21 protein-coding genes are annotated in these 21891 nt (G+C 38.2%); 6 read left to right on the forward strand and 15 right to left on the reverse strand.

Annotated elements, in window-relative coordinates; all coding sequences use genetic code 11:
• Window positions 1-72 precede the first annotated feature (72 nt).
• Window positions 73-972, forward strand: coding sequence for a serine/threonine-protein kinase RIO2 (locus MZHIL_RS03515; RefSeq protein WP_013897995.1), 900 nt, complete (start codon window positions 73-75; stop codon window positions 970-972).
• Window positions 973-1068: 96 nt separating this feature from the next.
• The gene (locus MZHIL_RS03520) at window positions 1069-3048 is read left to right on the forward strand and encodes a DUF460 domain-containing protein (protein ID WP_013897996.1); all 1980 of its coding nucleotides are present in this window, start codon (window positions 1069-1071) and stop codon (window positions 3046-3048) included.
• 86 nt (window positions 3049-3134) lie between these two features.
• Here the strand turns inward: MZHIL_RS03520 and MZHIL_RS03525 are convergent, their stop codons facing one another.
• From MZHIL_RS03525 to MZHIL_RS03570, 9 genes are all read right to left on the reverse strand, one after another.
• Window positions 3135-3680, reverse strand: a complete 546-nt coding sequence (locus MZHIL_RS03525; protein ID WP_013897997.1) for a ferredoxin domain-containing protein — start codon at window positions 3678-3680, stop codon at window positions 3135-3137.
• Window positions 3681-3775: 95 nt separating this feature from the next.
• Window positions 3776-4393: a molybdenum cofactor guanylyltransferase gene (gene mobA, locus MZHIL_RS03530; RefSeq protein ID WP_013897998.1), complete on the reverse strand. Its 618-nt coding sequence runs from the start codon at window positions 4391-4393 to the stop codon at window positions 3776-3778.
• A gap of 345 nt (window positions 4394-4738) precedes the next feature.
• Window positions 4739-5347: a 4Fe-4S binding protein gene (locus MZHIL_RS03540; protein ID WP_013898000.1), complete on the reverse strand. Its 609-nt coding sequence runs from the start codon at window positions 5345-5347 to the stop codon at window positions 4739-4741.
• Between the two features lie 18 nt (window positions 5348-5365).
• Window positions 5366-5725, reverse strand: coding sequence for a TrmB family transcriptional regulator (locus MZHIL_RS03545; RefSeq protein WP_013898001.1), 360 nt, complete (start codon window positions 5723-5725; stop codon window positions 5366-5368).
• Between the two features lie 191 nt (window positions 5726-5916).
• Window positions 5917-6600, reverse strand: a complete 684-nt coding sequence (locus tag MZHIL_RS03550) for a hypothetical protein (protein ID WP_013898002.1) — start codon at window positions 6598-6600, stop codon at window positions 5917-5919.
• 135 nt (window positions 6601-6735) lie between these two features.
• Window positions 6736-7959: a SufB/SufD family protein gene (locus MZHIL_RS03555; RefSeq protein WP_013898003.1), complete on the reverse strand. Its 1224-nt coding sequence runs from the start codon at window positions 7957-7959 to the stop codon at window positions 6736-6738.
• Window positions 7938-8684, reverse strand: coding sequence for an ABC transporter ATP-binding protein (locus MZHIL_RS03560; RefSeq protein WP_013898004.1), 747 nt, complete (start codon window positions 8682-8684; stop codon window positions 7938-7940). Before MZHIL_RS03560 ends, MZHIL_RS03555 begins: the two co-directional genes overlap by 22 nt.
• A gap of 133 nt (window positions 8685-8817) precedes the next feature.
• Window positions 8818-10056 carry an MBL fold metallo-hydrolase gene (locus tag MZHIL_RS03565; protein WP_013898005.1) on the reverse strand — a complete coding sequence of 413 codons (1239 nt, stop codon included), beginning with the start codon at window positions 10054-10056 and terminating at the stop codon, window positions 8818-8820.
• A gap of 17 nt (window positions 10057-10073) precedes the next feature.
• The gene (locus MZHIL_RS03570; RefSeq protein ID WP_013898006.1) at window positions 10074-12362 is read right to left on the reverse strand and encodes a DNA topoisomerase I; all 2289 of its coding nucleotides are present in this window, start codon (window positions 12360-12362) and stop codon (window positions 10074-10076) included.
• 273 nt (window positions 12363-12635) lie between these two features.
• Here MZHIL_RS03570 and MZHIL_RS03575 point away from each other — a divergent pair, with 273 nt between their 5' ends.
• Window positions 12636-13061: a hypothetical protein gene (locus tag MZHIL_RS03575; RefSeq protein WP_013898007.1), complete on the forward strand. Its 426-nt coding sequence runs from the start codon at window positions 12636-12638 to the stop codon at window positions 13059-13061.
• Between the two features lie 8 nt (window positions 13062-13069).
• On the opposite strand, the gene MZHIL_RS03580 is transcribed toward MZHIL_RS03575, so the two are convergent.
• On the reverse strand, window positions 13070-13546 hold the full coding sequence (locus MZHIL_RS03580; protein ID WP_013898008.1) for a TIGR00725 family protein: 477 nt from the start codon (window positions 13544-13546) through the stop codon (window positions 13070-13072).
• Window positions 13547-13582: 36 nt separating this feature from the next.
• Window positions 13583-14104, reverse strand: a complete 522-nt coding sequence (locus MZHIL_RS03585) for a DUF367 family protein (RefSeq protein WP_013898009.1) — start codon at window positions 14102-14104, stop codon at window positions 13583-13585.
• A gap of 189 nt (window positions 14105-14293) precedes the next feature.
• Here MZHIL_RS03585 and MZHIL_RS03590 point away from each other — a divergent pair, with 189 nt between their 5' ends.
• Window positions 14294-16501, forward strand: a complete 2208-nt coding sequence (locus MZHIL_RS03590) for a diphthine--ammonia ligase (protein ID WP_013898010.1) — start codon at window positions 14294-14296, stop codon at window positions 16499-16501.
• A 47-nt stretch (window positions 16502-16548) separates the two neighbouring features.
• Here MZHIL_RS03590 and msrA read toward each other — a convergent pair whose 3' ends face one another.
• Together msrA and MZHIL_RS03600 are read right to left on the reverse strand one after the other, a co-directional pair.
• Window positions 16549-17004, reverse strand: coding sequence for a peptide-methionine (S)-S-oxide reductase MsrA (gene msrA / locus MZHIL_RS03595; RefSeq protein ID WP_013898011.1), 456 nt, complete (start codon window positions 17002-17004; stop codon window positions 16549-16551).
• A gap of 102 nt (window positions 17005-17106) precedes the next feature.
• Window positions 17107-17787, reverse strand: coding sequence for an ABC transporter ATP-binding protein (locus MZHIL_RS03600; protein WP_048815466.1), 681 nt, complete (start codon window positions 17785-17787; stop codon window positions 17107-17109).
• 151 nt (window positions 17788-17938) lie between these two features.
• Here MZHIL_RS03600 and pyk point away from each other — a divergent pair, with 151 nt between their 5' ends.
• A complete protein-coding gene (pyk, locus tag MZHIL_RS03605) occupies window positions 17939-19417 on the forward strand; it encodes a pyruvate kinase (protein ID WP_013898013.1) in 1479 nt (492 codons plus the stop codon).
• Between the two features lie 95 nt (window positions 19418-19512).
• Window positions 19513-20004 carry a metallophosphoesterase gene (locus MZHIL_RS03610; protein ID WP_013898014.1) on the forward strand — a complete coding sequence of 164 codons (492 nt, stop codon included), beginning with the start codon at window positions 19513-19515 and terminating at the stop codon, window positions 20002-20004.
• Here MZHIL_RS03610 and MZHIL_RS03615 read toward each other — a convergent pair.
• Together MZHIL_RS03615 and trxB are read right to left on the reverse strand one after the other, a co-directional pair.
• A complete protein-coding gene (locus MZHIL_RS03615; RefSeq protein WP_013898015.1) occupies window positions 20001-20693 on the reverse strand; it encodes a metallophosphoesterase family protein in 693 nt (230 codons plus the stop codon). The two genes, MZHIL_RS03610 and MZHIL_RS03615, sit on opposite strands and share 4 nt — an antisense overlap.
• A 282-nt stretch (window positions 20694-20975) precedes the next feature.
• A complete protein-coding gene (gene trxB / locus MZHIL_RS03620) occupies window positions 20976-21878 on the reverse strand; it encodes a thioredoxin-disulfide reductase (RefSeq protein ID WP_013898016.1) in 903 nt (300 codons plus the stop codon).
• Window positions 21879-21891: the final 13 nt, after the last annotated feature.

The following is a 21891-nucleotide window of genomic DNA, read 5'->3' on the forward strand; positions in this document are numbered from 1 at the left end:
GTAAGTTATTCAGAGTTTAATTGGCATTCAGACCATAAACTATCTTTAATATCCAGTACAAATATTGTATCAATGATAGATCAGACGGTAAAAATCTTTAAAGAACTGGATTCCAGGGATATCAGAATATTGATGGGTATAGAGGCAGGTATGCAGCGCCATGAATGGGTGCCTGTAGAAGAACTTATGAAATTTACAGGCTTTACATATGAAAAACTGCAGTTTAAACTGGGGAAACTGATGAAAAATGATCTTGTTCTCATAAGGTCGGCACCTTATGAAGGATATCAGATATATTTTCCCGGATATGATGTACTGGCAATCAACACATTTGTAAAAAGAAATACTGTCAGTGCAATTGGTGATGAGATCGGAGTAGGTAAAGAGTCAATAGTTCATGAAGCTATCAGTGAACCTGATATAGGAATAGGAGATCCGTTATCTGTAGTTATAAAATTTCACAGGCAGGGGATGACCAGCTTTAAACAGGTCAAAAGAACGAGGGAACACCTTGTTGATAAAGAACATTTTTCATGGATATATGCTGCACGTCTGGCAGCACAAAGAGAATATGATGTAATGCAAAAAATATATCCGGATGTATCAGTGCCCAGACCCATTGATCACAATCGACATGCTATAGTCATGGAGCTAATTGAAGGAAATTCTCTTAACAAAACAAAACTGCTTGATCCGCAATATTTTCTGGATGAAATATTGGAACAGATAAAAACACTCTATTCTTTTGGCATAATTCATGCTGATCTGAGTGAGTACAATATTTTTGTTAATCCCAAAGGAGTTAAAATTATAGACTGGCCCCAGTATGTGACACAGGATCATCCACATGCAGATGAGCTTTTGGAGAGGGATGTAAACAATGTTCTCAATCACTTTAGTCGAAAATACAAGATCCGCAGAAGTTCTAAAAGTGCCATTGAAGATATATGTGGTTGCAGGGATGATTCGTAGCTAAATGATAAAAATATAATATTATAAATATATTTATATATTATATCTATCTATATATTCCAAACAAATTCCAATTTATGGTAACCAATAATTAACATGCAGAATGAAATAATATACGGAATCGATATTGCAAAAAATTCTCCCAGATCCCGGGAATTGCCGAAATATTCAGTTGTGGTCCTCAAAAATGGAGATGCTCAAGCCCACAATATGGTTCCCAGGCACAGGATACTCAAAATGGTCAGGAATGATCATCCTTCAATAATTGCTGTAGACAATATATTCGAACTTGCTTCGAATAAAAGGGAATTGATACATTTTCTGTCAAAACTTCCATCAGATGTTAAACTGGTGCAGGTTACGGGAGGAATTACTAAAAAATCTCTTGTTAGATTGGCTCATGAGAATAATATTTCCTTTAATAGATTTGATCCGGATGAAGAGGCAGAAACATGTGCAAGACTTGCAGCTCAGGGCATTGGCTGCGAAGTATCACTTTTTGAGGATATTACCAAGATCAAGATCAGTCGTGCCAGATCTCTTGGAAGGGGTGGCTGGAGTCAGAACCGATACCGAAGGAAGGTCCATGGTGCAGTAAAGGTTAAAAGTCGGGAAATTGAATCCATACTTGAAAAGGAGTCAAAGGAAAAGGATTTTACATATAGTCGTAAAATCGTTGAAGGCTTTGGAGGCTATGTGCGCTGTGAATTTACTGTAAATAAAAGACGTGACGAAATCTCTGTAAAATCGTCATCAACATCGGATGTACAGGTGAATGTCAGATCTGTAGAGAGGGATAAGATCAAGTATCTTCCCCTTAAACAGAATACCCGAAAATTTACTATAGTTGGTGTGGATCCCGGAACTACTGTAGGAATTGCTGTACTGTCTCTGGATGGGGAACTGCTATTTCTGAAAAGCTGCAGAAGTATTTCCCATGATGAAACAGTTAAAACGATAGCAAAATATGGTAAGCCGGTAGTTGTGGCAACAGATGTTACTCCAACTCCGTCAGCTGTTGAGAAAATAAGGAGAAGTTTCAATGCTGTCATAGGATCTCCCGGGGAACAGATAGCTTCTGAAGAGAAGATTGCACTTGCCAGATCTTTCAACTTCAGTTATTCCAATGACCATGAAAGAGATGCACTCTCTGCTGCATTGTTCGCACTGAAAAGCTACCGAACTATTTTTGAAAAGATAGACAAAAAGGCACCTCCAAACTGTGATGTCGATAAAGTTAGAACTTATGTGATACAGGGGTGCTCTGTGGATGAGGCTATTGAAAAAGCTGTCTTTTCGGTAAATACTGGTTTACACAAATCTGGTAATGTCCGGAAAGAATCAGAAACAGAATCTGATGATGAAAGTCGACAAATGGCTGAAAATCTTAAGAGGAAAAATAAAGAGATCAATGAACTGATGGAATATGTTCTGGAGCTTAAAGATGAAATTGCAAAAAAGGATCAAAGAATATCAAAACTGGAATTGATGGTAAATAAATTAAGAACAAATGCCTATAAAGAAATAAAAAAAGATAAAGAAATAAAGATCAGGAACAGTAAAATCTCAAGGCTTAAAAAAGAACTAAAACAGGTGAAAAAATCTCTCCATCAGTCCTACAAACATTCACAGAAGCTTAAAAAAATAAGGAAGATGGAAATTAAAGGAGAGGGTATGCCTGTAAAGGTAATATCTGCATTTACAAAAGAAGATATATCCGCTACCAGAGAATCATATGGATTAAAAGCAGGAGATATTGTATATCTGGAAGATCCAAGTGGTGGAGGGGCAATGACAGCTTCTATTTTAATAGATGCTGGAATACGTGCGGTTATTGTACCTGATGAATTGTCCTATGCAGCTCAATCTTCATTTCTCAAAAGCAAGATCCCTGTTATCAAAGATATACCACTTCAGAGGGCAGACGATTTTGCAATAGTTGATCCTGAAATACTTGAAAAGGCCATCCTTGAATGGGAAGAATATGAACAGGAAATGCGTGCTGCAGAAGAAGAGCAAAAACTGCAGTTTCTGATTGATGAATACAGGAGCAAACGTAAAAGAGGACTTGTTTGAAGGTACTTACTCATTTTTACTCTTAGCTAATAGAACAACTTTTTTCTGCTTTTGCACCATATTCTGCATAAATTATAGTCTAAAGTTCATTTTCTGTCAAAAAATATGTTCTTACCACTGATATTTAGAGGAATTCCATAGATCATATCAGCATCCATAAGTCCGGCTGCTCTGGCAGCAGCACCTGCAGTATACATTACCCTATTATCAATACATAGATCCTTTGCTTTGGATACTGCTGCACCAACCGCGATTCCAAGATCAATGTATTTAATGGAACAATTTGGTCCTCGGTAATCGGATTCAACCTTCCCAGCATTGAGCATTTCCTGGCATGTGGCGTATCCGCACCCTGAACAATCAAGAGAACTGGACTCACATTCTTTGAGTCCTATCAAAATAACTGCGTCTGCTTCTCTTATGTTGCCGGAATCTCTTTTAAAGAATTCGAACCCTTTTCCCTTTTTATCTGCGATCCTTCCCATTGTGTCTGCAAGGGTGCCAATTTCATCATCTTCAACAATTCCTGTTAGTATGTCATCTATACCTCTTGCTTTGGGAGAAGTTCTTGCTGCAGTCAGAATCATTTTTGCAAATGTTTCAATATCATTGTTTTCAGGATTTAATTTCATGGATATTTAGTTATGAGTGATCGAGTAAATATCTTTTGGGTTTCAGGGGCCAGAAAAGCATAAATACATTTCTTTCCTGAAAATTGTTTGTGTAACTATTTCTCTAAATTTTGCATGTCAGATATGGTATTGATGTTCTGGAATGTTCTAAGTTCTGGATCGATTTTTTGAATAACTGTTGTGTCCACATACAGGATATCTTTCATTAATTTCACTGGTGAGAGAACATATTTTTCGTTATTCTCAATTGATTTTTCGGTTGCCCTGAGCATTGTATTTCTCCTGTATACCGAGTGGAGCGGTTCAAATTTTTTGTCATTGTATCTGGGAATTGCTGCATCATGGCCATGTGAAAGCTTTGCAAGAAGCTGAATGACATCTTTATTTAAATATGGCATATCTACTGCTGTAACAAACACATATTCTTCTGAACAGGCTTTCAATCCTTCTCTGATCCCTTCCAGTGGACCGTAACCGGTTTGTTTATCAATTACTGCTGTGTATTCTTCAAAAATTGTCCCAAACATTTTTTCAAAAAACTCTTTCTGGTCTTCATCTCTTAAAGATATAACAATGTTGTTGCTCACCTGTTTTGTGATCTCTATTATATGCTCTAAGAGGGTTTTATCTTCATATGTGATCAGGGCCTTTTCAATGTTCCCAAGGCGCTGTCCCCTTCCTCCTGCAAGTATCAGTACTGAAAGATTGTTCATGTTGTGTAGTTTCCTGAAAAGCAAACAATTTTTCTAAGTGTAATTTGCTAAATGGTCAGTGATTGAGGAGATACAATATTGACCTACTCTTCTGTAGCTTAAAGGTGTTTATTCTCGATATTTATCATAAAATAATCCAAGGAGGAAATAACCAATCACTCCTGCAATGAGAGTTCCCGGGATAAAACCAGGGGTCTGTGATTCTGTATACATAAAATATAAGTTTACAGCTGCCAGATAAACAACTGAAAAAAGGAAAAATCCCAGCAACTGAATATGTATTTTAGATAGATTTTTTAAAGTCATATTTTCTTCTATTGTAATGCAACCCTTAAAACATTATGCTCATATTTTTAATGCGGTTACAGGGCAGTTATCAATGCATCTTTCACATTTTATGCAGTCCGGCTTTGGATCGGCTACATTTACTTCCAATTGCATCGGGCATACCTGATCACATTTTTTGCATTCAATGCATCTGTTTTCATTAAATTGCAACTGATGTCTGTTACCACCTATAGTTCTCTGGACCGTACCCATTGGACAGAAAGTACACCAGGTTCTTGGAGCAACAGAAACTCCAAGGACTATTGCAATAGCTGTTGTCATGGCACACATTATCACAAAGACCATACCTATCTGATTAATTAGTCCTTCTGTTAAAAGAAGCCTGTACCCCATAAATCCCATCAGCAGAATGAATATTGGAATTCTTATCCAGTAACTTCTCAGCAAATCTGGAATCTTTACATTCTTTGTTATTTTTCCTATCCAGAAGTCCACAAAACTGCCTCTTGGACATAAATTTCCGCAGAACCATCTTCCTTTAAAGGGTGCTATCAGTAATAGTGTTATAAAAACGATTGGAACAAGGTATCCCAGTAAGGGGAACAGGAATCCAAATATTGAAACGATCAGAACCAGTATTCCAAGATATGGTGTTATTTTTAGCATATTAATCACCTTCTGAATCTATTTGTCGTCTGCCCAAATTTCAAGTTCATTCTCCAGACGCCTGATCCAGCTTTGTACAGTTGACATTATGATATCTTTAATTTCTTTTTTTGACTTTACTTTGTACACAAAAACGTATCCTCCTCCATCCAGATTGCTCTGCAGTCGGATAAGAATCTGTTTTTCATGAAGTTTCTTTACAGTTTTTTGAGCCGTCGAAAGGTCGAAATTAAGGGATGTAGAAATATTTTCTGCAGTATGGTATTTTTCATCATTTTCAATAAAATACTTCAAAATCTGCAGATCTGCTCTTGTGAGATTCAGACTGCATTTGACAACTGCGTCGATCTCGAATTCTTTGCATGCAAAGTCTATCATGATGTGTACCTCAAATTCTTTACAGTACTGACATATGATGTAAGTATTAATAAAGGATATCAAGTACTGCACGATTGTGATTAAAAACGTCAGTACTGCATATTATATATTTAATAAAATTGAACTAGCTAGATATAAAAAAATAAGTGCCAGATGAACCATGCAAACAATATTTTTCATGGCCCAAAATTTCAAACTACTGCTGCAGTTTTAGGATAGTCTCCCTGGAAGTTTAGATTTCCGCTTTCTATTGAAAGCTCATCTATATGCAATCCTGGCATTCTACCCAGATTGGTATTAATTACATTTTCAAGTGCCTTTTCACCTTCCTCCTGCAAACTGCCAGGGACAGGTATCAGCCCGACTTTTACACTATCAAAATTTAGTTCTATACTTGCATCACTTGCCTTTTTGATATCCCCTGATATGTAAACTGGACCTTTGAAATTAACACCATGATCACGCAGATCAACATATGCTGACAATTCGGCATTATTTTCATCACCCAATCTCACCTGTATTTGCTTTAAAGGACCATCATTGTTACTGACCTGTAAATATGAACTCAGCTGTGAACTCGAAAGACTAACATCCATAGGTGCTGGATCTGAATATATGATATCTCTGGTTAACCAGTATTCAGATGGTGGATCTTTGAGATTTATCTGATACTCTTCTAACATTGCATCATAAATAGCTGGGTCCACTTCAACACCCAGATCAATCGGTTTATCTGTACCCAATAAAGATGTGACTATTGGAATATTAACAGCACCTGTTGCAGCTACTGCAGTAAGTCCTCCAACTATCAGCAGTAGTATGACAGCAACAATGATATTAATACTTCCTCTGTCATTATTTTTAACTATCCTCATATCTATATCTCCTTTTCAACCTCTTTTAAAGAAACAACAAAAATAAACTAACATATTAAATTATTCTTGATAGAATAAATCCCTGTCGATTTAAGAAAAAATAGATGGATCAGATGCTGAAACTATTTTTGATAATCACACACTACCTGCACCAATTTTATTTATGGTTTCATTAATGTCAGATTCCAGTTCTTTTGGAAGACCTTTTATGCCAACATCAAGAAAACCGCGAATTATCATTCCAACAGACTGATCTTCGGTCAATCCCCTGGCCATAAGGTATTCTACCTGTTCTCTGGCAATTTTTCCAACTGCAGCTTCATGACTCAGTTCAATGTCCTCAACATTTGCTTCAAGGATCGGAATAGCTCTCTGCACGCCCTTGCTGCTGAGGACCAGCCCATGGCATTCAAGATGTCCTTTAGCCTTATCTGCATTTCCTATCATTTCACCACGTGCGATTACTTTTCCACCAGTGGTGATGGTTCTGGAAATGAGTTCTGCTTTTGTACCGGGTGAATTGAATATCACGCGGCTTCCAAGATCCAGTTCAGAACCAGGATGCGCGACAGCTACTGTATTCATTCTGGCAAATGCTCCCTTTCCTTCAAGTTTGACAGTTGGATATGTTTGAACTGATTTTACAGGTTTCAGGCAGATGTAATTATTGATAAAGGTTCCACCCTCTTCAACATGTACAACGGTTCTGGGTCTTACACCAATTTGCTCAGACCAGTTGTGTATCATGGTAAAATTAAGGGTTGCACCTTTTTTCACATACATTTCAGAAATTCCCAGATGTATGGCCTTTTCAACTTCTTTCTTAGTTGCACATCCTGTTATGATGTCTAGCTGGGCATCTTCTTCTACAATTACGATATTATGTACTGTCTGGGATACATTTTTTGCACCCATCATAAGGCACGTCTGAACCGGCAACGAGGACTTTTTGCCTGCCGGTGCCCGGATAAAATATCCATCTGCATTTTCCAGATAACTTGACGCAGTATACTTATCGGCATCTACTGGGACAATTTTCCAGTAATAATCCTTCAGCCAGTCATATTTTTGCAATGCTTTCCGGGTGGATGTAAGCTCAATGTTCTTATCAGTAACGGATGAGTGTGAAACCGTATTATCTGTCATAAGGAGTGTACCAAGCCTTCCCTCTCCGCTTGGAACAATACCTGCACTTAGAAGCAATTTTTTTGTATCCTCATCTAAATCCTCCAGGTTCTGTATAGCTTCTGGTCCTTCACTGGTAACTTTGAATTCGCTCAGATCAAAATCTTCACCATATTCAGACCTTTTCTCCAGTGCATTCAATGCTTTTTTCTTTAGCTCTGTGTTACTTTGCATTTAATACACTCCTCGTATCCATGTTCTTTAATTTCACCAAGCAGTTCTCGTGGATTGCCTGAACACATTATGGTCCCATTGCAAAGAATGTATCCCTTATCAGCTTCTACATAATCCATTATCTGCCCTGTATGTGTGATTATAAGACCGGAATGTCCTTCTTTTCTTCTCTTCCCTGCACATTTCATTTCACCATGCAGGAGTTTGCGTATCATCCCTCCTATCTGGGATATATTTACCAGATCAACACCCGATTCCGGCTCATCAAGAAGATATAAGGATGGCTCCTGAGCGGCTAACTGGAGAAGCTCTGACCTTTTGATTTCTCCACCTGAAAAACCTACATTTATGTCTCTGTCAAGGAAGCTATCCATGTTCAGCTCATGGACCAGAGCGTCAATATTAACCTTTTCTCCAGCTGTGACCTCTAAAAGATCACGAAGTTTGACTCCAACCATATTTGGCGGTCTCTGGGTCATTATTCCAAGTCCTTTACTTGCCCTTTCATTTAAAGGAAGATCTGTTATATCCTCCCCTTTAAAATAAATATTACCTTCAACTATGTTGTAGCCGGTAAAGCCCATTATTGTCATAAGCAATGCAGATTTACCTGCACCGTTTGGTCCAAAAAGGACATTGGTATATCCACTCTCAACCTTTAGATTAATGTTCTTTAGTATTCGGCGACCACCAACTTCTACAGAAAGATTTTCTATCTCCAGCATTCTACAATACCCCGGGTATATTTTTCACTCCATTAACAGCTAATGAATTATATTTTCAATTGTACTTTAATTTATCTCAGGTGGCCTTCATGATAATCAAATTTGATCATACAATGATGCAGGATCAATATGATCAGATCCTGTAAGAACTGCCGTTTTCAGGTGCATATGTGTCAACACCTATTTCCTGATTGATCCATTGGGAAAACTGTTCTGATTGCTCACCGTGCATTGTAAATATGGTTTCAGTACCACGGTCACAGAAATCCTTTACGATTTCTTTAAGCTGCTTGTCTCCGCAATGGGCAGAAAAGTCATAATATTCAATAATATTCTTAAGATGCTGGTGAGCCCCATTGTTCATAATAGATCCATTATCCAGTGCCATTCTTCCATTGGTTCCTTCAGCCTGGTATCCAGTCAACATGATTTTTGTTTTTGGATCCCTGCAAAGCTTATCAAGGTAGTACATTACAGGCCCTCCGCTAAGCATTCCGGATGTTGTGACTATCACCGACGGATTTTCTGTAATTCTTGCCCTTTTATTTGGTTTAACAACAGACGCGTTTTTAAATGCTCTCTTTAAATGTACCGGATTTTTTACATATTCCTGATGTTTCATTATGAGTTTATATGCATCAATTCCCATCCCATCCACGTATGCATTAATATTGTGGGCATCCAGCATCATCAGTATTTCCTGAGTTCTTCCTATGGCAAACGCAGGAATGATCACATTTCCTCCAATATCAAGTGTTTCCTGTACAGATTCTATAAATGCTGATTCGGTGTCTTTTCTGGATGGATGATCTTCTCCATAATAGGTGCTTTCAATGATAAGAGTGTCTGCATCTGGGAACTGGTCTGCACCTGTAACAAGTCTTGTATCATGAGTATTTATATCTCCGGTGTAGAAAAGAGATTCATTATCAGGTGAATTAAGATATACTGAAGCAGAGCCTGGTATATGGCCTGCATTATAAAATGCTGATGTGTATCCTGAAGCACTGAATTCAACATCAAAGTCAACCTTTTGTACTGAATTCATAAATATTCTCAAATCTTCCCTGTCAAAGGGCGGATAATACCCCATGGACTCAGCTATTTTAATTGTATCCCGTGCAAGGAGATTTGAAAAAGATAGTGTAGGAGGTGTCATAAAAATGTCTGGATATATGTCGATCAGTGATGGAACTGCTCCACAATGGTCTAGATGACCATGAGATATTATAACTGACCTGGGATGAAGGCCATTTAATGGATACTGGAAACTATCACCAGGCTTTAGACCATAATCTATCAGTATTTCTTCATTTACAAGAAGTGCCGATCTTCCTACTTCCCGGCATCCGCCTTTGAACTGTAATAACACAATCTGTCATCCTGTATCTAATTTTGTCTATCGGGAACTGCAATTTTCTGCCAATTCTTAATTTTCTTGACGGAAATATTGGTTTTTCTGGATATTTCCGTTGCATCTGCATTTAGTAGGTCTCCTATTTTCACGATTCCAGCTTCATCCAGTTTTTCTGCTGTAACCTTACCAATACCGGAGATCTCTGTTACCTTATCCGATTTTTTTTTGCTGGCAGGGACAGTTTTTTTGTGAGCATTTTTGCTGGTAACCTTCTCGTTCTTCTCTTGATTTTCGTTATTCTGGGACTTTTGCCATTCAAGGAAATTACACTGAGGGCATCCAAGGTTCCAGGGTCTTCTCCCTTTTGAAATTATTCTCAAGTGATATAATCCGTGCTCATCACATGATTTGTCCGTTACAATTATCTGTCCGCTTTTTGGAAGAGGCAGTGAAAATGTACAATCAGGATAGTTACTACACCCTATAAAACGTGATCCTCTCCTGGATCGCCTGATTGACAGCTTGGAATTACATTCCGGACACGATCCCACAATCTTATCTTCTCTAAGGCCGGCCCTGAGAGATTCGGCTATCTTGTCCTGGCATTTTTCAAATTCAGAAAATATAGACTGCAGCATCTCCCTTGATTCATCAATTACATCATTTTCTGTAATTTCACCTTCTGCAATTTTATCCATATCCTGTTCCAGCTTGCTGGTCATATCAGGCTTTGTGATTGTTGGAGCATATTTTTCCAGTGTCTCAATGACTGCATATGCTGTTTTTGTTGGGATAAGTGGACTTCCGTGAACATATGTCCTTGAATATAATTTACTGATGGTTTCATGCCGGGTAGCTTTTGTTCCCAGCCCCAATTCTTCCATTAAACGTATCAGTCTTCCCTGTCCATACCTTCCAGGGGGCTTTGTTTCTTTATCCACCATATCAATTTTTTCAACACTAAGTATGTCTTTTTCTTCCATTTGAGGAAGTAATCTGTCCTCTGGAGCATTATATGGATAATACCATCTCCAGCCGGCATTTACAAGTCTGGCACCACTGGATTTGAATTCCTCTTCATTTATTTCAAATTTGATACGCATGGTTTCCCAGCGGGCAGGTTCTGCAAATGTTGCAAAGAACCTTCTGACCACCAGTTCGTATAATTTCCATTCCTGTTCATTAAGCTCTGATTTTTTAGCATATGAAGCTGGGTATATTGGAGGATGATCTGTAGATTCCTTTTTACCACGGGTTGGGATCAACTCTTTCTTTTTAAGAAGCTCGTTGGCATACTCTTTAAATATTCCTGAAGAAAATATTTCGATCTGTGCTCTAAGATCCAGAGAAGCTGGATAAACAGTATTATCAGTTCTTGGATATGAGATATAACCATTGGTATAAAGAGACTCGGCGATGCGCATTGCATTAGAAGCTGTAAATCCGATTGAGCTGGCTGCACTGATCAGCTCTGTTGTATTGAATGGAGTTGGCGGCTTATCGGTTTTGCTGGATTTGCGTATCTGGGATACAACTGCTTTTCTGGCCTTATTGACTTTTTCCATTACGGTATCTGCCTCGTCTTTATCCCAGAACCTTCCCTTTGAATGGCTGGCTAAGACTTCGTTTTTATTTTTATCTTCCAGCAGGGCATCTATTTCCCAGTATGGCTTTGGAACAAACTCGTCCCTTTCCTTTTCTCTATCTACAATTATGGCAAGCGTGGGTGATTGAACTCTTCCAACAGACAGGAACATATTTCCGAGTCTGCCGGAAACAAGAGATAGGTATCTGGTAAGCGATGCTCCCCATACAAGATCTATAACCTGCCTTGAATGTCCTGCTGCAGCAAGATTGAAATCAATTGATACCGGATTTGAAAACGCGTCGTTTATTTCTTTTGGGGTAATTGCACTGTACCTTACACGGTCAAATTTAAGATCTGGATTTGCTTTTTTGAGTATATTTAAGGCTTCAACACCGATCAACTCACCTTCACGATCATAGTCAGTAGCAATTGTTACATTTGTTGCTTTCTTAGCCATTTTTTTAAGAACAGAAACAATTTTTGAATGGGTCGCCACTGTAACTATTTCAGCATCAATCAATTCCCGGGACTCAACCTTTTGCCAGTTTTTATATTGCGGAGGAAAATCAACTGTAACAATATGCCCACTCAATCCTATAACAACAGTTTCTTCTTTATTTTTGAATTGATAGGTATCCACACCATTAACTCTTGACTGCTTGGGTTTTTTTGGTGCAAGTATTGAGGCAATCCTTTTTGCAGCAATGTTCTTTTCCGCAATAATAAGATGCATTGATAGCTCCGTTAATTTCCTGTTTGAATCAAATTATTTAGATACAGTTCAGCTCAGTAGCAGGCTAAACTTTAGTTGTTGAACACATTTTCTAGAATAAAAGGTTTTGGGTTGACATTAAATAAAAATTCTCTATATTCCATCAATATGAAAATCCCGGTCTAAATTTTAGTCTTAAAAATAGTCTGAAAGTATACGGTTCATTTATAAGTGTCCTCGGACAATATTTTATCATCAATAATTTATCTTCAATAATCTCAGGAGTTAAAATATATGTTAGAAGAAGAACGTTTTCTGGAACAGGATACTTTTATAGTTGTTACTGACAGAACAAAACCGGCTATGAAACTCACAGTCGATGAACTCAAAAAAAGGGGTAAAACAGTATATGTGGCCGATGTTTCAAAGAATCCGGAGTCTACTGAAATTACCCGAATCGCAGATATTCCTGAAGGAATTGAAAATGCGATTATAGGACTAAAGGAGACAGATCCTGGATATATAATCGAGCCTCTAGAGAAAAAAGGGGTGAAAAAAATATGGATTCACTGGAGAACTGATACCGATAAGGCCAAGGAGATGTGCAGGACCTCTGATGTTGAGTGTATAATAGGGAAATGTCCTATGATGTACCTTGGGAAAAGTTTCAGCATTCATGGAGTACACAGATCTATTGCAAAACTGCTGGGAAAATACTGAAATGAAATTCAGGATATCTGGTGATCAGGTCCATGGATACTCTCAAATGCCATTTTTACAGCTTCGTTTGCGGAAAAAGCAATCCTGACCCCTCTTATTTTCCACTGTGAATTGAGTGCTATTACAGGTTTACCAATCTTTAAGCCCAGTGCTATTTCAGAAAGTGTGCCATATTCGCCATCAACCGCAATAAGTGCATCACTAGAATGAGCGATCAATGCATTTCGTGCATGGCCCATATTTGTGACTATTACTGTATCAATATACTCGTTTGCATCCCTGAAATTCTCACCTGGTAATATTCCTACAGTCGTTCCCCCATTAATTTTTGCACCTCTGGATGCAGCTTCCATCACCCCTCCAAGCCCTCCGCAGATAAGTATTGCATCCATTTCTGCTATATTTTTGCCAACTTCCTCAGCTATTCTGGATACTTCAGTACTGCATGCGCCTGCCCCAATGATACCAATATGTGGTTTTTTCATTTTTACAACCTCATAATATGCATTTAGAATGGAAACTCAAATATATTCTTCCTGTATTTTGATAATTTCAGAACTGTCTCTGGCGCTTGAATATTCTTCAAGCAGCTGCTTATTGAGATCAAAGAAGGTTTTTCCCCACTTGAACTTGGAAAGAAGTTCCTCTGCCTGCTCCTTATAACCCAATATATATAGCGCAGCAGCAAATGCTTCTCCGGAGGTTAGCCTGAATGGTCTTCCGAAATTAACCGGATTCGCTGCTACCAGAAATGGAAGAGCCCTGTGTTGCATTCTTTTTTTCTGTAGAAGAGGAAATATTTCTTCTACCTTTTGCCATGAACAATCCAGGACAGTAATCCCTTTTGTGATGTTATCTGCAGGAGAAATTGCCTTTTCTGCCATCGGGTCAAGCAAAATTGATCCTGCAGGAATTCTGTTCACATTTTTGTACAAATTTATTAGATCAAAACGGGCAAGTTTTTTTCCTGTACATTTTTTTGGATGACATTGATCTGCGTGGTAGAGATAGAGTTTCAGATGTTTCTTAGCTATAGGTGGCATTGCATATCATTTACATATTCTGGAATTTAATTTTAATCTATTAACAGGATATTTTTCTAACTGAGAAATGAATTCAATCAGTTATATGGCTTTTTATTCAATCATTCAGGAATTGACCATAGAATCTATTGAGTAAATAATTGCGGTAGCAATAAATAGTGCGGAGTAGTTCACAAATATGATCTGGATATGTGTGCAATTGTTGGTTTTTTCAATAATCCTGATAACTGGGTATATGCCATCAGATCCCTCTCAATACTTCAAAACCGGGGTCAGGACGGCTGTGGAGTATGTGGTGTGAACTGGGTGGAATATTCTCCAGATATTAATACCTTGAAAGTTCATAAAGATAGAATTGGGATCATGGGTCAAAATCTCCATTCACTTGTTAATTTTGCTGCACAGCCTATAGTTTACAGAGGGAAGTTTGCAGGAAACTGTGAATTGTATAACTGGAAAGAAGTTGATACAAAATATGCAATGAATGCTGAAAATGATGCTGATCTTTTAATTAAGCTGATTGAGTGTAATATAGATAACTTTGAACAATCAAATGGAAAAGTAGCATCTTCTGATATGGTATACAAACTTATAGAAAAAACACTTGATGAATTCAGTGGGGTTTATTCATTTGCTTACTGGCTAAATGAGTATGTATATGTATTCAGGGATATTATTGGTGTAAAGCCGCTGTGGTATAGTTATGATACCTCCTACGGATTTGCATTTTCATCAGAGAGAAAGGCCTTATCCATTAATTTTTGTTCAGATTCAAAAGAACTGGATCCAAGAATTGCTTTATGTTATGATATAACACAGAACAAAATCCATCACTATAAACGTAAATCCCTGTCCATATATCCTCCTCACAGTAACCGGTATGATGAGATGAGGTCTAAACTCGAAATCCTGGTTGAAAAATCTATTAAAGAAAGGCTTCCAGAAACCCCCTTTGGCATCTTATTTTCAGGAGGTGTGGATTCTGCAATATTGGCCTATATGTGTGTCCGGATCGGAAAAATACCAGGACGTGATTTTTTCTGCTACTCAGCCGGGCTTCTGGATAAAAAGTCAGCTCATGATGTGAGATATTCAAAAATTGTGGCAAAAAAGCTGAACCTTGAACTTAGAATAAATGAAGTTCCTCTTGAAGAAACTGAGAGTATGCTGAAGACCGTTATCAGACTTGTTGAAGATACAGAGGTCCCAAAGGTCGGGGTAGGTTTAACAATGTTTGCAGCCTGCCTTGCTGCCAGAGAAGACGGTGTCAGGATAATGTTATCCGGTTCTGGTGCAGATGAATTACTTGCAGGCTATAATAGACATAAATCATCTGATAATGCTAATGAACAGTGTTACATGGATATAATGGATATTTATCAGAGAAATACTTACAGGGACGATGTTGTTTCCATGCACAATGGGATAGAACTGCGCTTTCCATATCTTGCCCTGGAAGTTGTCGATTTCTGTCTCAAAGTTCCTGCAAAATATAAAATACAAAACGAAACAAATAAGATGATATTAAGAGATATTGGTAAAAAAATAGGTATTTCTGAAGATATTTCTATGAGACGTAAAAAAGCTGCACAGTATGGAAGCGGATTTGATAGGGCTATCAATAAACTATCAAAATCAAACGGATTTAAGACAAAGACTGACTACCTGAAGGATATCCAGGAAGTTCAAAATTACAGACTGGGAGTACTCTTTAGTTCTGGAAAAGACAGTAATTACTCTCTGTACCTGATGCAAAAACAAAAATATCCCATTGAATGCCTGATAACTATCAGGAGCAAGAATCCTCATTCTTATATGTTCCATACTCCAAATATTGATATGGTGCATCTTCAATCTCAGGCAATTGGTATTCCACTGATTGAGAAGGTCACCGAAGGAGAAAAAGAGATTGAACTTGAAGACCTTAAAGAAGCACTTGAGGCTGCTATCCGGCAGTATGGGATAAATGGAGTAGTTACCGGTGCTCTCTATTCTACCTATCAAAAAGATAGAATTGAAAAAATATGTTCTGAACTTGGGTTGAAAGTCTTTTCGCCCCTCTGGCATACTGATCAGGAACAGGAAATGAGAGATATATTGAATGAAGGCTTTGAATTCATTTTCAGCAGCATCGCAGCATATGGTCTTGATAGATCCTGGCTTGGCCGCAGAATTGAAGAAAAGGATATAGATGACCTTGTAGATCTCAATGAAAGGATCGGAGTTAATATTGCAGGTGAAGGTGGCGAATTTGAAAGTTTTGTTACTGATGGTCCAATCTATGAGAAAAAGATCGAAATACTTGATTATGATGTTGATGAAATGGACGAAAATACTGCCCGAATAATTATCAGGGACGCAAGGCTGATTGATAAGGATGGATCAGAGAAAATGTGATTTTCGATCACATAAGCCAGTTTCATCAAATACTCGTATTATTGCGTTTATAATCTTCTTTTTTCAAAATATTGCTGGTGATAGTCTTCTGCAGGATAGAATTCCCTGGCAGGTATAATCTCTGTAGCAATCTCTTTATTGTACTTGCCGGACTTTTCCAGTTCCTTTTTAGATTCGATTGCATCAAACTTTTGCTCTTCATTGTGGTAGAAAATGATTGAACGGTACTGGCTGCCAATATCCGGTCCCTGGCGGTTAACCTGGGTTGGATCATGAACATCCCAGAATATATCCAGTAACTCTTTGTAACTGACAATTGATGGATCATAAATGATTTCGACACTTTCAGCATGACCGGTCCTACCAGTCGAAACCTCTTTGTATGTAGGGTTTTCTGTATGACCCCCGGCATAACCTACACGTGTGGATATGACTCCCTCTACCTTTCGAAACGAATCTTCAACTCCCCAGAAACAACCTGCAGCAAACGTAGCTTTTTCCATGCTTACAATCTCCCCCTTCAAATTTATCAGCATTATGAAGTTATACTGCCATTAATATAAAACTATGTAACATCACATTTTGTACAATTAAGATATGGATATTTATTCTGCGATTTTGCCGTCAACTATATGGATTACTCTATCCGCTTTCCGGGCAAGTGCTTCGTCATGGCTGACCAGTATAAATGTCTGTCCATGTTCACGATTGAGTCTTCTTATAAGTTCATAAATCTTCTCACTTGATTTTGTATCCAGGTTACCTGTAGGTTCATCACCTATTACGATGGCAGGACTGTTGGCAAGAGCTCTTGCAACTGCAACTCTCTGATTCTGGCCGCCGGAGAGTTGCGTTGGTCTGTGATCGATACGGTCTTCAAGGCCCACCTCAGCTAAAAGTTCATTTGCCATTCTGGTTGCTTCTTCTCTGGTCCTGCCTGCAATTAACAAAGGCATCATCACGTTTTCAAGAGCTGTAAAATCAGGCATTAAGTGGTGATACTGAAACACAAACCCCAGCACTTGATTACGAATTCTGGAACGGTCCTTATCAGGCATCTGACTTACATCATTTCCAGCGATGAAAATGGAACCTCTGGTAGGTGTATCCAGTATACCTATGATATGAAGAAGTGTACTTTTGCCTGAACCGGAAGGACCTACTATTGCCAGAAACTCGCCTTTATGGATTTCCAGATTTATAGAATCCAGTGCATAAACATCCACACCGTCTGAATAGATTTTACTCAGATTCCTGATTTCAATGATTATTTCTTCACTGGTCATCTTATTGGCCATATTGCTATAATAGTGATTAGAGTTTATAGTTTATTGGTCATTATATCGATATTAAATACTTGAATTAAGTTTAGAGGGGTAAATTTAATTATTCCCGATTAAAAAAGTAGATCATTTAAATGATAGAGGTGTGGGATTGTTGCAAGAGAATGAACCTAAAAATGTGCTGGAAGACGTTTCATGTTTTAAGCTTCCTGATCATAAGACCAAAATCGTCTGTACCCTGGGCCCGGCTTCTTCATCTGAAAATATAATCCGGAAACTAATAATGAAGGGAATGAATATTTCCAGACTTAACTTTTCCCATGGTAATTTTCAGGATCATAAAGATGTGATTCAGAAGATAAGGAATATTTCCAGAGAGCTATGCATAGAAATTGCTATTATGGCAGATCTTCCGGGTCCAAAGATCAGAACCGGAAAGCTGGAGACCGAGCCTATACACCTGTCAAAGGGTGATGAAGTAATATTGACCACAGAAAATGTTCGGGGAGAAGGCCAGATCATTCCTGTAAATTATAAAAAACTTCCAGAATCTGTATCCCCTGGAAACTTTATTTACCTCAATGACGGATTTATCCAGCTTGAATGCCTGAAAATTTTAAAAAACAATGTCTATTGCAGGGTAATCACTGAAGGTCCACTTTCATCAAATAAAGGTGTTAATCTCCCGGGAATCGATATTGATCTTGAGCCAGTAACTGAAAATGATCTTAAGGTAATCGATTTTGCACTTGATGCAGGAGTGGATATATTCAGCATTTCATTTGTAGAAAAGGCAGAAGATATTGAAAAGGTTAGGAATTTTGCTTTGAAGAGGGGCAAGTCGGTTTTTCTTATTGCAAAGATCGAACGTGAGAAAGCAGTCCGGGATATTGACCGGATTATAGAGGTTTCTGATGGACTTATGATTGCAAGGGGTGATATGGGAGTAGAATTACCAATCCAGAATGTGCCCCAGGTCCAAAAGGAACTTATCGCTAAAGCTACAATGAAAGGCATACCTGTAATAACAGCAACACATATGCTTGAATCAATGACGGAGAACATCCGGCCTACCCGGGCAGAAGTGACTGATGTTGCAAATGCGATACTTGATGGAACTGATGCTGTGATGCTTTCTGGTGAAACTGCAGTAGGAAAATATCCTGTAGAAAGTGTAGAAATGATGTCATCGATAGCAAAAGCCTCTGAAGAGTGGAGGGACAGGACCAGATGGGGAATTGAAAGAATAGAGACCCGAATATGTGGTGTTGAAATGAATATCGATGATGTTATTTCCCATCATGTCAATGAAGCGGTACAGAGGTTATCGGTCGATTATGTTGTAACTCCCACAATGTCGGGACAAACCGCAAGAAGAATCTCCAGGTTCAGGCCATCTACATGGATCCTAGCCTTTAGCCGCTATCCGCTAACTGCCCAGAGTCTCACTTTATCTTATGGTGTATTTCCTGTATATGTAAAAAAATTAGAAACAGACTGGGAAAATACAGTCCTTGGTAAAATGAAAGAGTGGGGAATATATCAGTCTGGAGATATTGTAGTCCTTACTCAGGGACAATCACCTGGCAGGCCGGGCGGAACAAACCTGCTAAAAATACTTACACTTGTCTGATTGCCGTGCTTTATTGTATTTTAATAGGAACTTTAATGAAAAAGGCAGGCATTCAATCAATATAACTGCCAACCAAAATAAAGGGGTTGAATAATATGATCGGAATAATGTCTGATTCACATGATTCTTTAGATTCAATAAATAGGGCTGTGAAAATCTTTAATGAAGAAAAAGTAACTGCTGTACTTCATGCAGGTGATATTGTATCTCCATTTACAGCAAAGGCCTTTCAGGAACTTGATGCAAAATTGTATTTTGTTTTTGGTAACAATGATGGGGACAAACTAACTCTAAAATCATGGTTTGAGGATTTTGGAGCTCATCTATGCGGAGATTTTGGGAATCTGGAAATAGATGGCATAAAAATCGGACTTCTGCATGGGGTCGATGAGACTATGGTACAGTCTCTTGCAATTTCAGGAAATTTTGATGTCATTGTACGGGGACATACTCACAGGTCAGCTATAGAAAGCATGAATGGAACTCTTGTAATAAATCCCGGTGAAGCTTCAGGTGTGCTTACCGGCAGATCCACAGTTGCATTTCTTGATGCCGGAGAATTGGATGTGAGAATTGTGGATATTTAGTATCCACGCTTGAGTATATCTATAAGCTGGTCCTGATCGGGCATATTTTTGTCTCTGATCAGGCGATAAATTCCTTTAATATCGTACTGAAGTCTGATAATTTCTGTTTCACAGGATACAGTGTCAAAAACTGCACAGCTGGCTCTTATATCTCCGTCACGGGGCTGTCCAACTGAACCTGGATTTATAATGGTGGTATTCTTCACTTTCCTTACAAACGGGATATGCGAATGTCCTATAAAAAGAAAATCGCTATCTATGCCTTCAATCATTTTCTCAATTTCATTAACTGGAGTATCAGGTTTTATGTAATTATACATTGATACAGGACTTCCATGCGTAAAATACAGTCTGTGGCCATCAATATTCTCTTTGAGGTTCAAAGGCAGATTTTTCAAAAAATGGATATGTTCCTGATCAAGATGCTGCCAGGTGTATTCTCTGGAAGATATTGACAGATTTTTATACTCATATCCACATCCACAATCAATGCGATAGGCAACTGCATTGTCATGGTTACCTCTGATTGTGGGTATCTTCAAATCCTTTATAGCATCAATGCATTCAACTGGCATAGGTCCATAATCCACAAGGTCTCCTAAACAAATAATCCTGTCATGGGGTACGGTTAATGTCCTGTCAAGTGCTATCTTATTTGCGTGGATGTCAGAAATAAGTAGAAGCTTCATTATACATCACAGATAAATTGCTTTCTTTCAGACTATAAATACTATATGGTAGGTCCAATGACATTTAAAACCGTTAGCTTTTTGCATTCATACACTAATATTTGTGTAAGTTACTATGATCCAGTGGCATGACCTGAGTTTTCTAAACTTAAAATTCGGCTTCGAATCTCCATTGGAGCATTTTTAATATCAGCAAAAGTTCATTGAGTCTCAACTAATATTAGAAATAGATGTTGTAGCTGAGAGATAATCCTCTCATTTTTTACTTATAGCTGATAATCTTTAAATCCCTTTAACATAATTATTTGCATAATAGGCAGCAATTGCTCCATCACCAACTGCAGTTATCACCTGGCGCAATGGGGTAGTTCGACAATCACCCGCTGCATAGATTCCTTCTACTGATGACTGCATGTCATTATCGGTGACGATAAAACCATCTTCGGTCTTTGCAACGTCAATAAAATCGGTATTTGGCTTTATGCCAACATAAATGAAGACTCCGTTGACTGGAATTTCTTCTACCTTTCCAGTAATTATATTTCTTACAACAATCTGTTCAACTTTATTGTTTCCTTTGATCTGTTCAACCACACTGTCACAGATGAATTCGATGTTTTCTGTTGCAAAGGCTCTATTTTGGAGTATTGTTTCTGCTCTCAACTCGTTTCTCCTGTGCACTACATATACATTGTCTGCAATGCCAGACAGAACCAGTGCTTCTGCAACTGCTGAATTACCTCCTCCAATAACTGCGACATTCCTCTTCTTAAAAAACGGACCGTCACAGGTTGCACAATAAGAGACACCTTTGCCTGTGAATTTAATTTCTCCAGGAACGTCTAATTTCTGAGGCTTTGCACCACTTGCTATAATTATGCTCTTTGCCTGGAGTTCTTCATTTTCAGTCTGGACTATTTTTCTATCATTATCAATGATAACATTTCTAACATTTGAATAATTTATATCTATACCCATTGCCTTTGCATGATCTTCAATTTTTTTTATCAATTCCATGCCGCTTATTGACGCAAATCCCGGATAATTCTCTACTCGATCAACCAGTGCGATTTGACTATTTATCTCATTTTTTTCCAGTACAAGAGTGTCCAGTCCATACCTTGAACCATAGATTCCCGCACTTAGCCCGGCTGCCCCGGCTCCCACTATAATCAGATCATGCATTAAAACTGCTCCT

It is taken from the genome of Methanosalsum zhilinae DSM 4017 (genome assembly GCF_000217995.1).
In the GTDB taxonomy this organism is placed as follows: Archaea; Halobacteriota; Methanosarcinia; order Methanosarcinales; family Methanosarcinaceae; genus Methanosalsum; species Methanosalsum zhilinae.

What these genes read in the sequence shown, in the direction of transcription:
- MZHIL_RS03580 (WP_013898008.1), bottom strand. Translation starts at nt 13,546, where the DNA reads ATGAAAAAACCACATATTGGTATCATTGGGGCAGGCGCATGCAGTACT.
- MZHIL_RS03550 (WP_013898002.1), bottom strand. Translation starts at nt 6,600, where the DNA reads ATGAGGATAGTTAAAAATAATGACAGAGGAAGTATTAATATCATTGTT.
- msrA (WP_013898011.1), bottom strand. Translation starts at nt 17,004, where the DNA reads ATGGAAAAAGCTACGTTTGCTGCAGGTTGTTTCTGGGGAGTTGAAGAT.
- MZHIL_RS03540 (WP_013898000.1), bottom strand. Translation starts at nt 5,347, where the DNA reads ATGCTAAAAATAACACCATATCTTGGAATACTGGTTCTGATCGTTTCA.
- MZHIL_RS03600 (WP_048815466.1), bottom strand. Translation starts at nt 17,787, where the DNA reads ATGACCAGTGAAGAAATAATCATTGAAATCAGGAATCTGAGTAAAATC.
- MZHIL_RS03545 (WP_013898001.1), bottom strand. Translation starts at nt 5,725, where the DNA reads ATGATAGACTTTGCATGCAAAGAATTCGAGATCGACGCAGTTGTCAAA.
- MZHIL_RS03525 (WP_013897997.1), bottom strand. Translation starts at nt 3,680, where the DNA reads ATGAAATTAAATCCTGAAAACAATGATATTGAAACATTTGCAAAAATG.
- MZHIL_RS03590 (WP_013898010.1), top strand. Translation starts at nt 14,294, where the DNA reads ATGTGTGCAATTGTTGGTTTTTTCAATAATCCTGATAACTGGGTATAT.
- trxB (WP_013898016.1), bottom strand. Translation starts at nt 21,878, where the DNA reads ATGCATGATCTGATTATAGTGGGAGCCGGGGCAGCCGGGCTAAGTGCG.
- MZHIL_RS03575 (WP_013898007.1), top strand. Translation starts at nt 12,636, where the DNA reads ATGTTAGAAGAAGAACGTTTTCTGGAACAGGATACTTTTATAGTTGTT.
- MZHIL_RS03610 (WP_013898014.1), top strand. Translation starts at nt 19,513, where the DNA reads ATGATCGGAATAATGTCTGATTCACATGATTCTTTAGATTCAATAAAT.
- MZHIL_RS03615 (WP_013898015.1), bottom strand. Translation starts at nt 20,693, where the DNA reads ATGAAGCTTCTACTTATTTCTGACATCCACGCAAATAAGATAGCACTT.
- MZHIL_RS03570 (WP_013898006.1), bottom strand. Translation starts at nt 12,362, where the DNA reads ATGCATCTTATTATTGCGGAAAAGAACATTGCTGCAAAAAGGATTGCC.
- MZHIL_RS03555 (WP_013898003.1), bottom strand. Translation starts at nt 7,959, where the DNA reads ATGCAAAGTAACACAGAGCTAAAGAAAAAAGCATTGAATGCACTGGAG.
- MZHIL_RS03585 (WP_013898009.1), bottom strand. Translation starts at nt 14,104, where the DNA reads ATGCCACCTATAGCTAAGAAACATCTGAAACTCTATCTCTACCACGCA.
- mobA (WP_013897998.1), bottom strand. Translation starts at nt 4,393, where the DNA reads ATGAACAATCTTTCAGTACTGATACTTGCAGGAGGAAGGGGACAGCGC.
- MZHIL_RS03520 (WP_013897996.1), top strand. Translation starts at nt 1,069, where the DNA reads ATGCAGAATGAAATAATATACGGAATCGATATTGCAAAAAATTCTCCC.
- MZHIL_RS03560 (WP_013898004.1), bottom strand. Translation starts at nt 8,684, where the DNA reads ATGCTGGAGATAGAAAATCTTTCTGTAGAAGTTGGTGGTCGCCGAATA.
- MZHIL_RS03515 (WP_013897995.1), top strand. Translation starts at nt 73, where the DNA reads ATGATAGATCAGACGGTAAAAATCTTTAAAGAACTGGATTCCAGGGAT.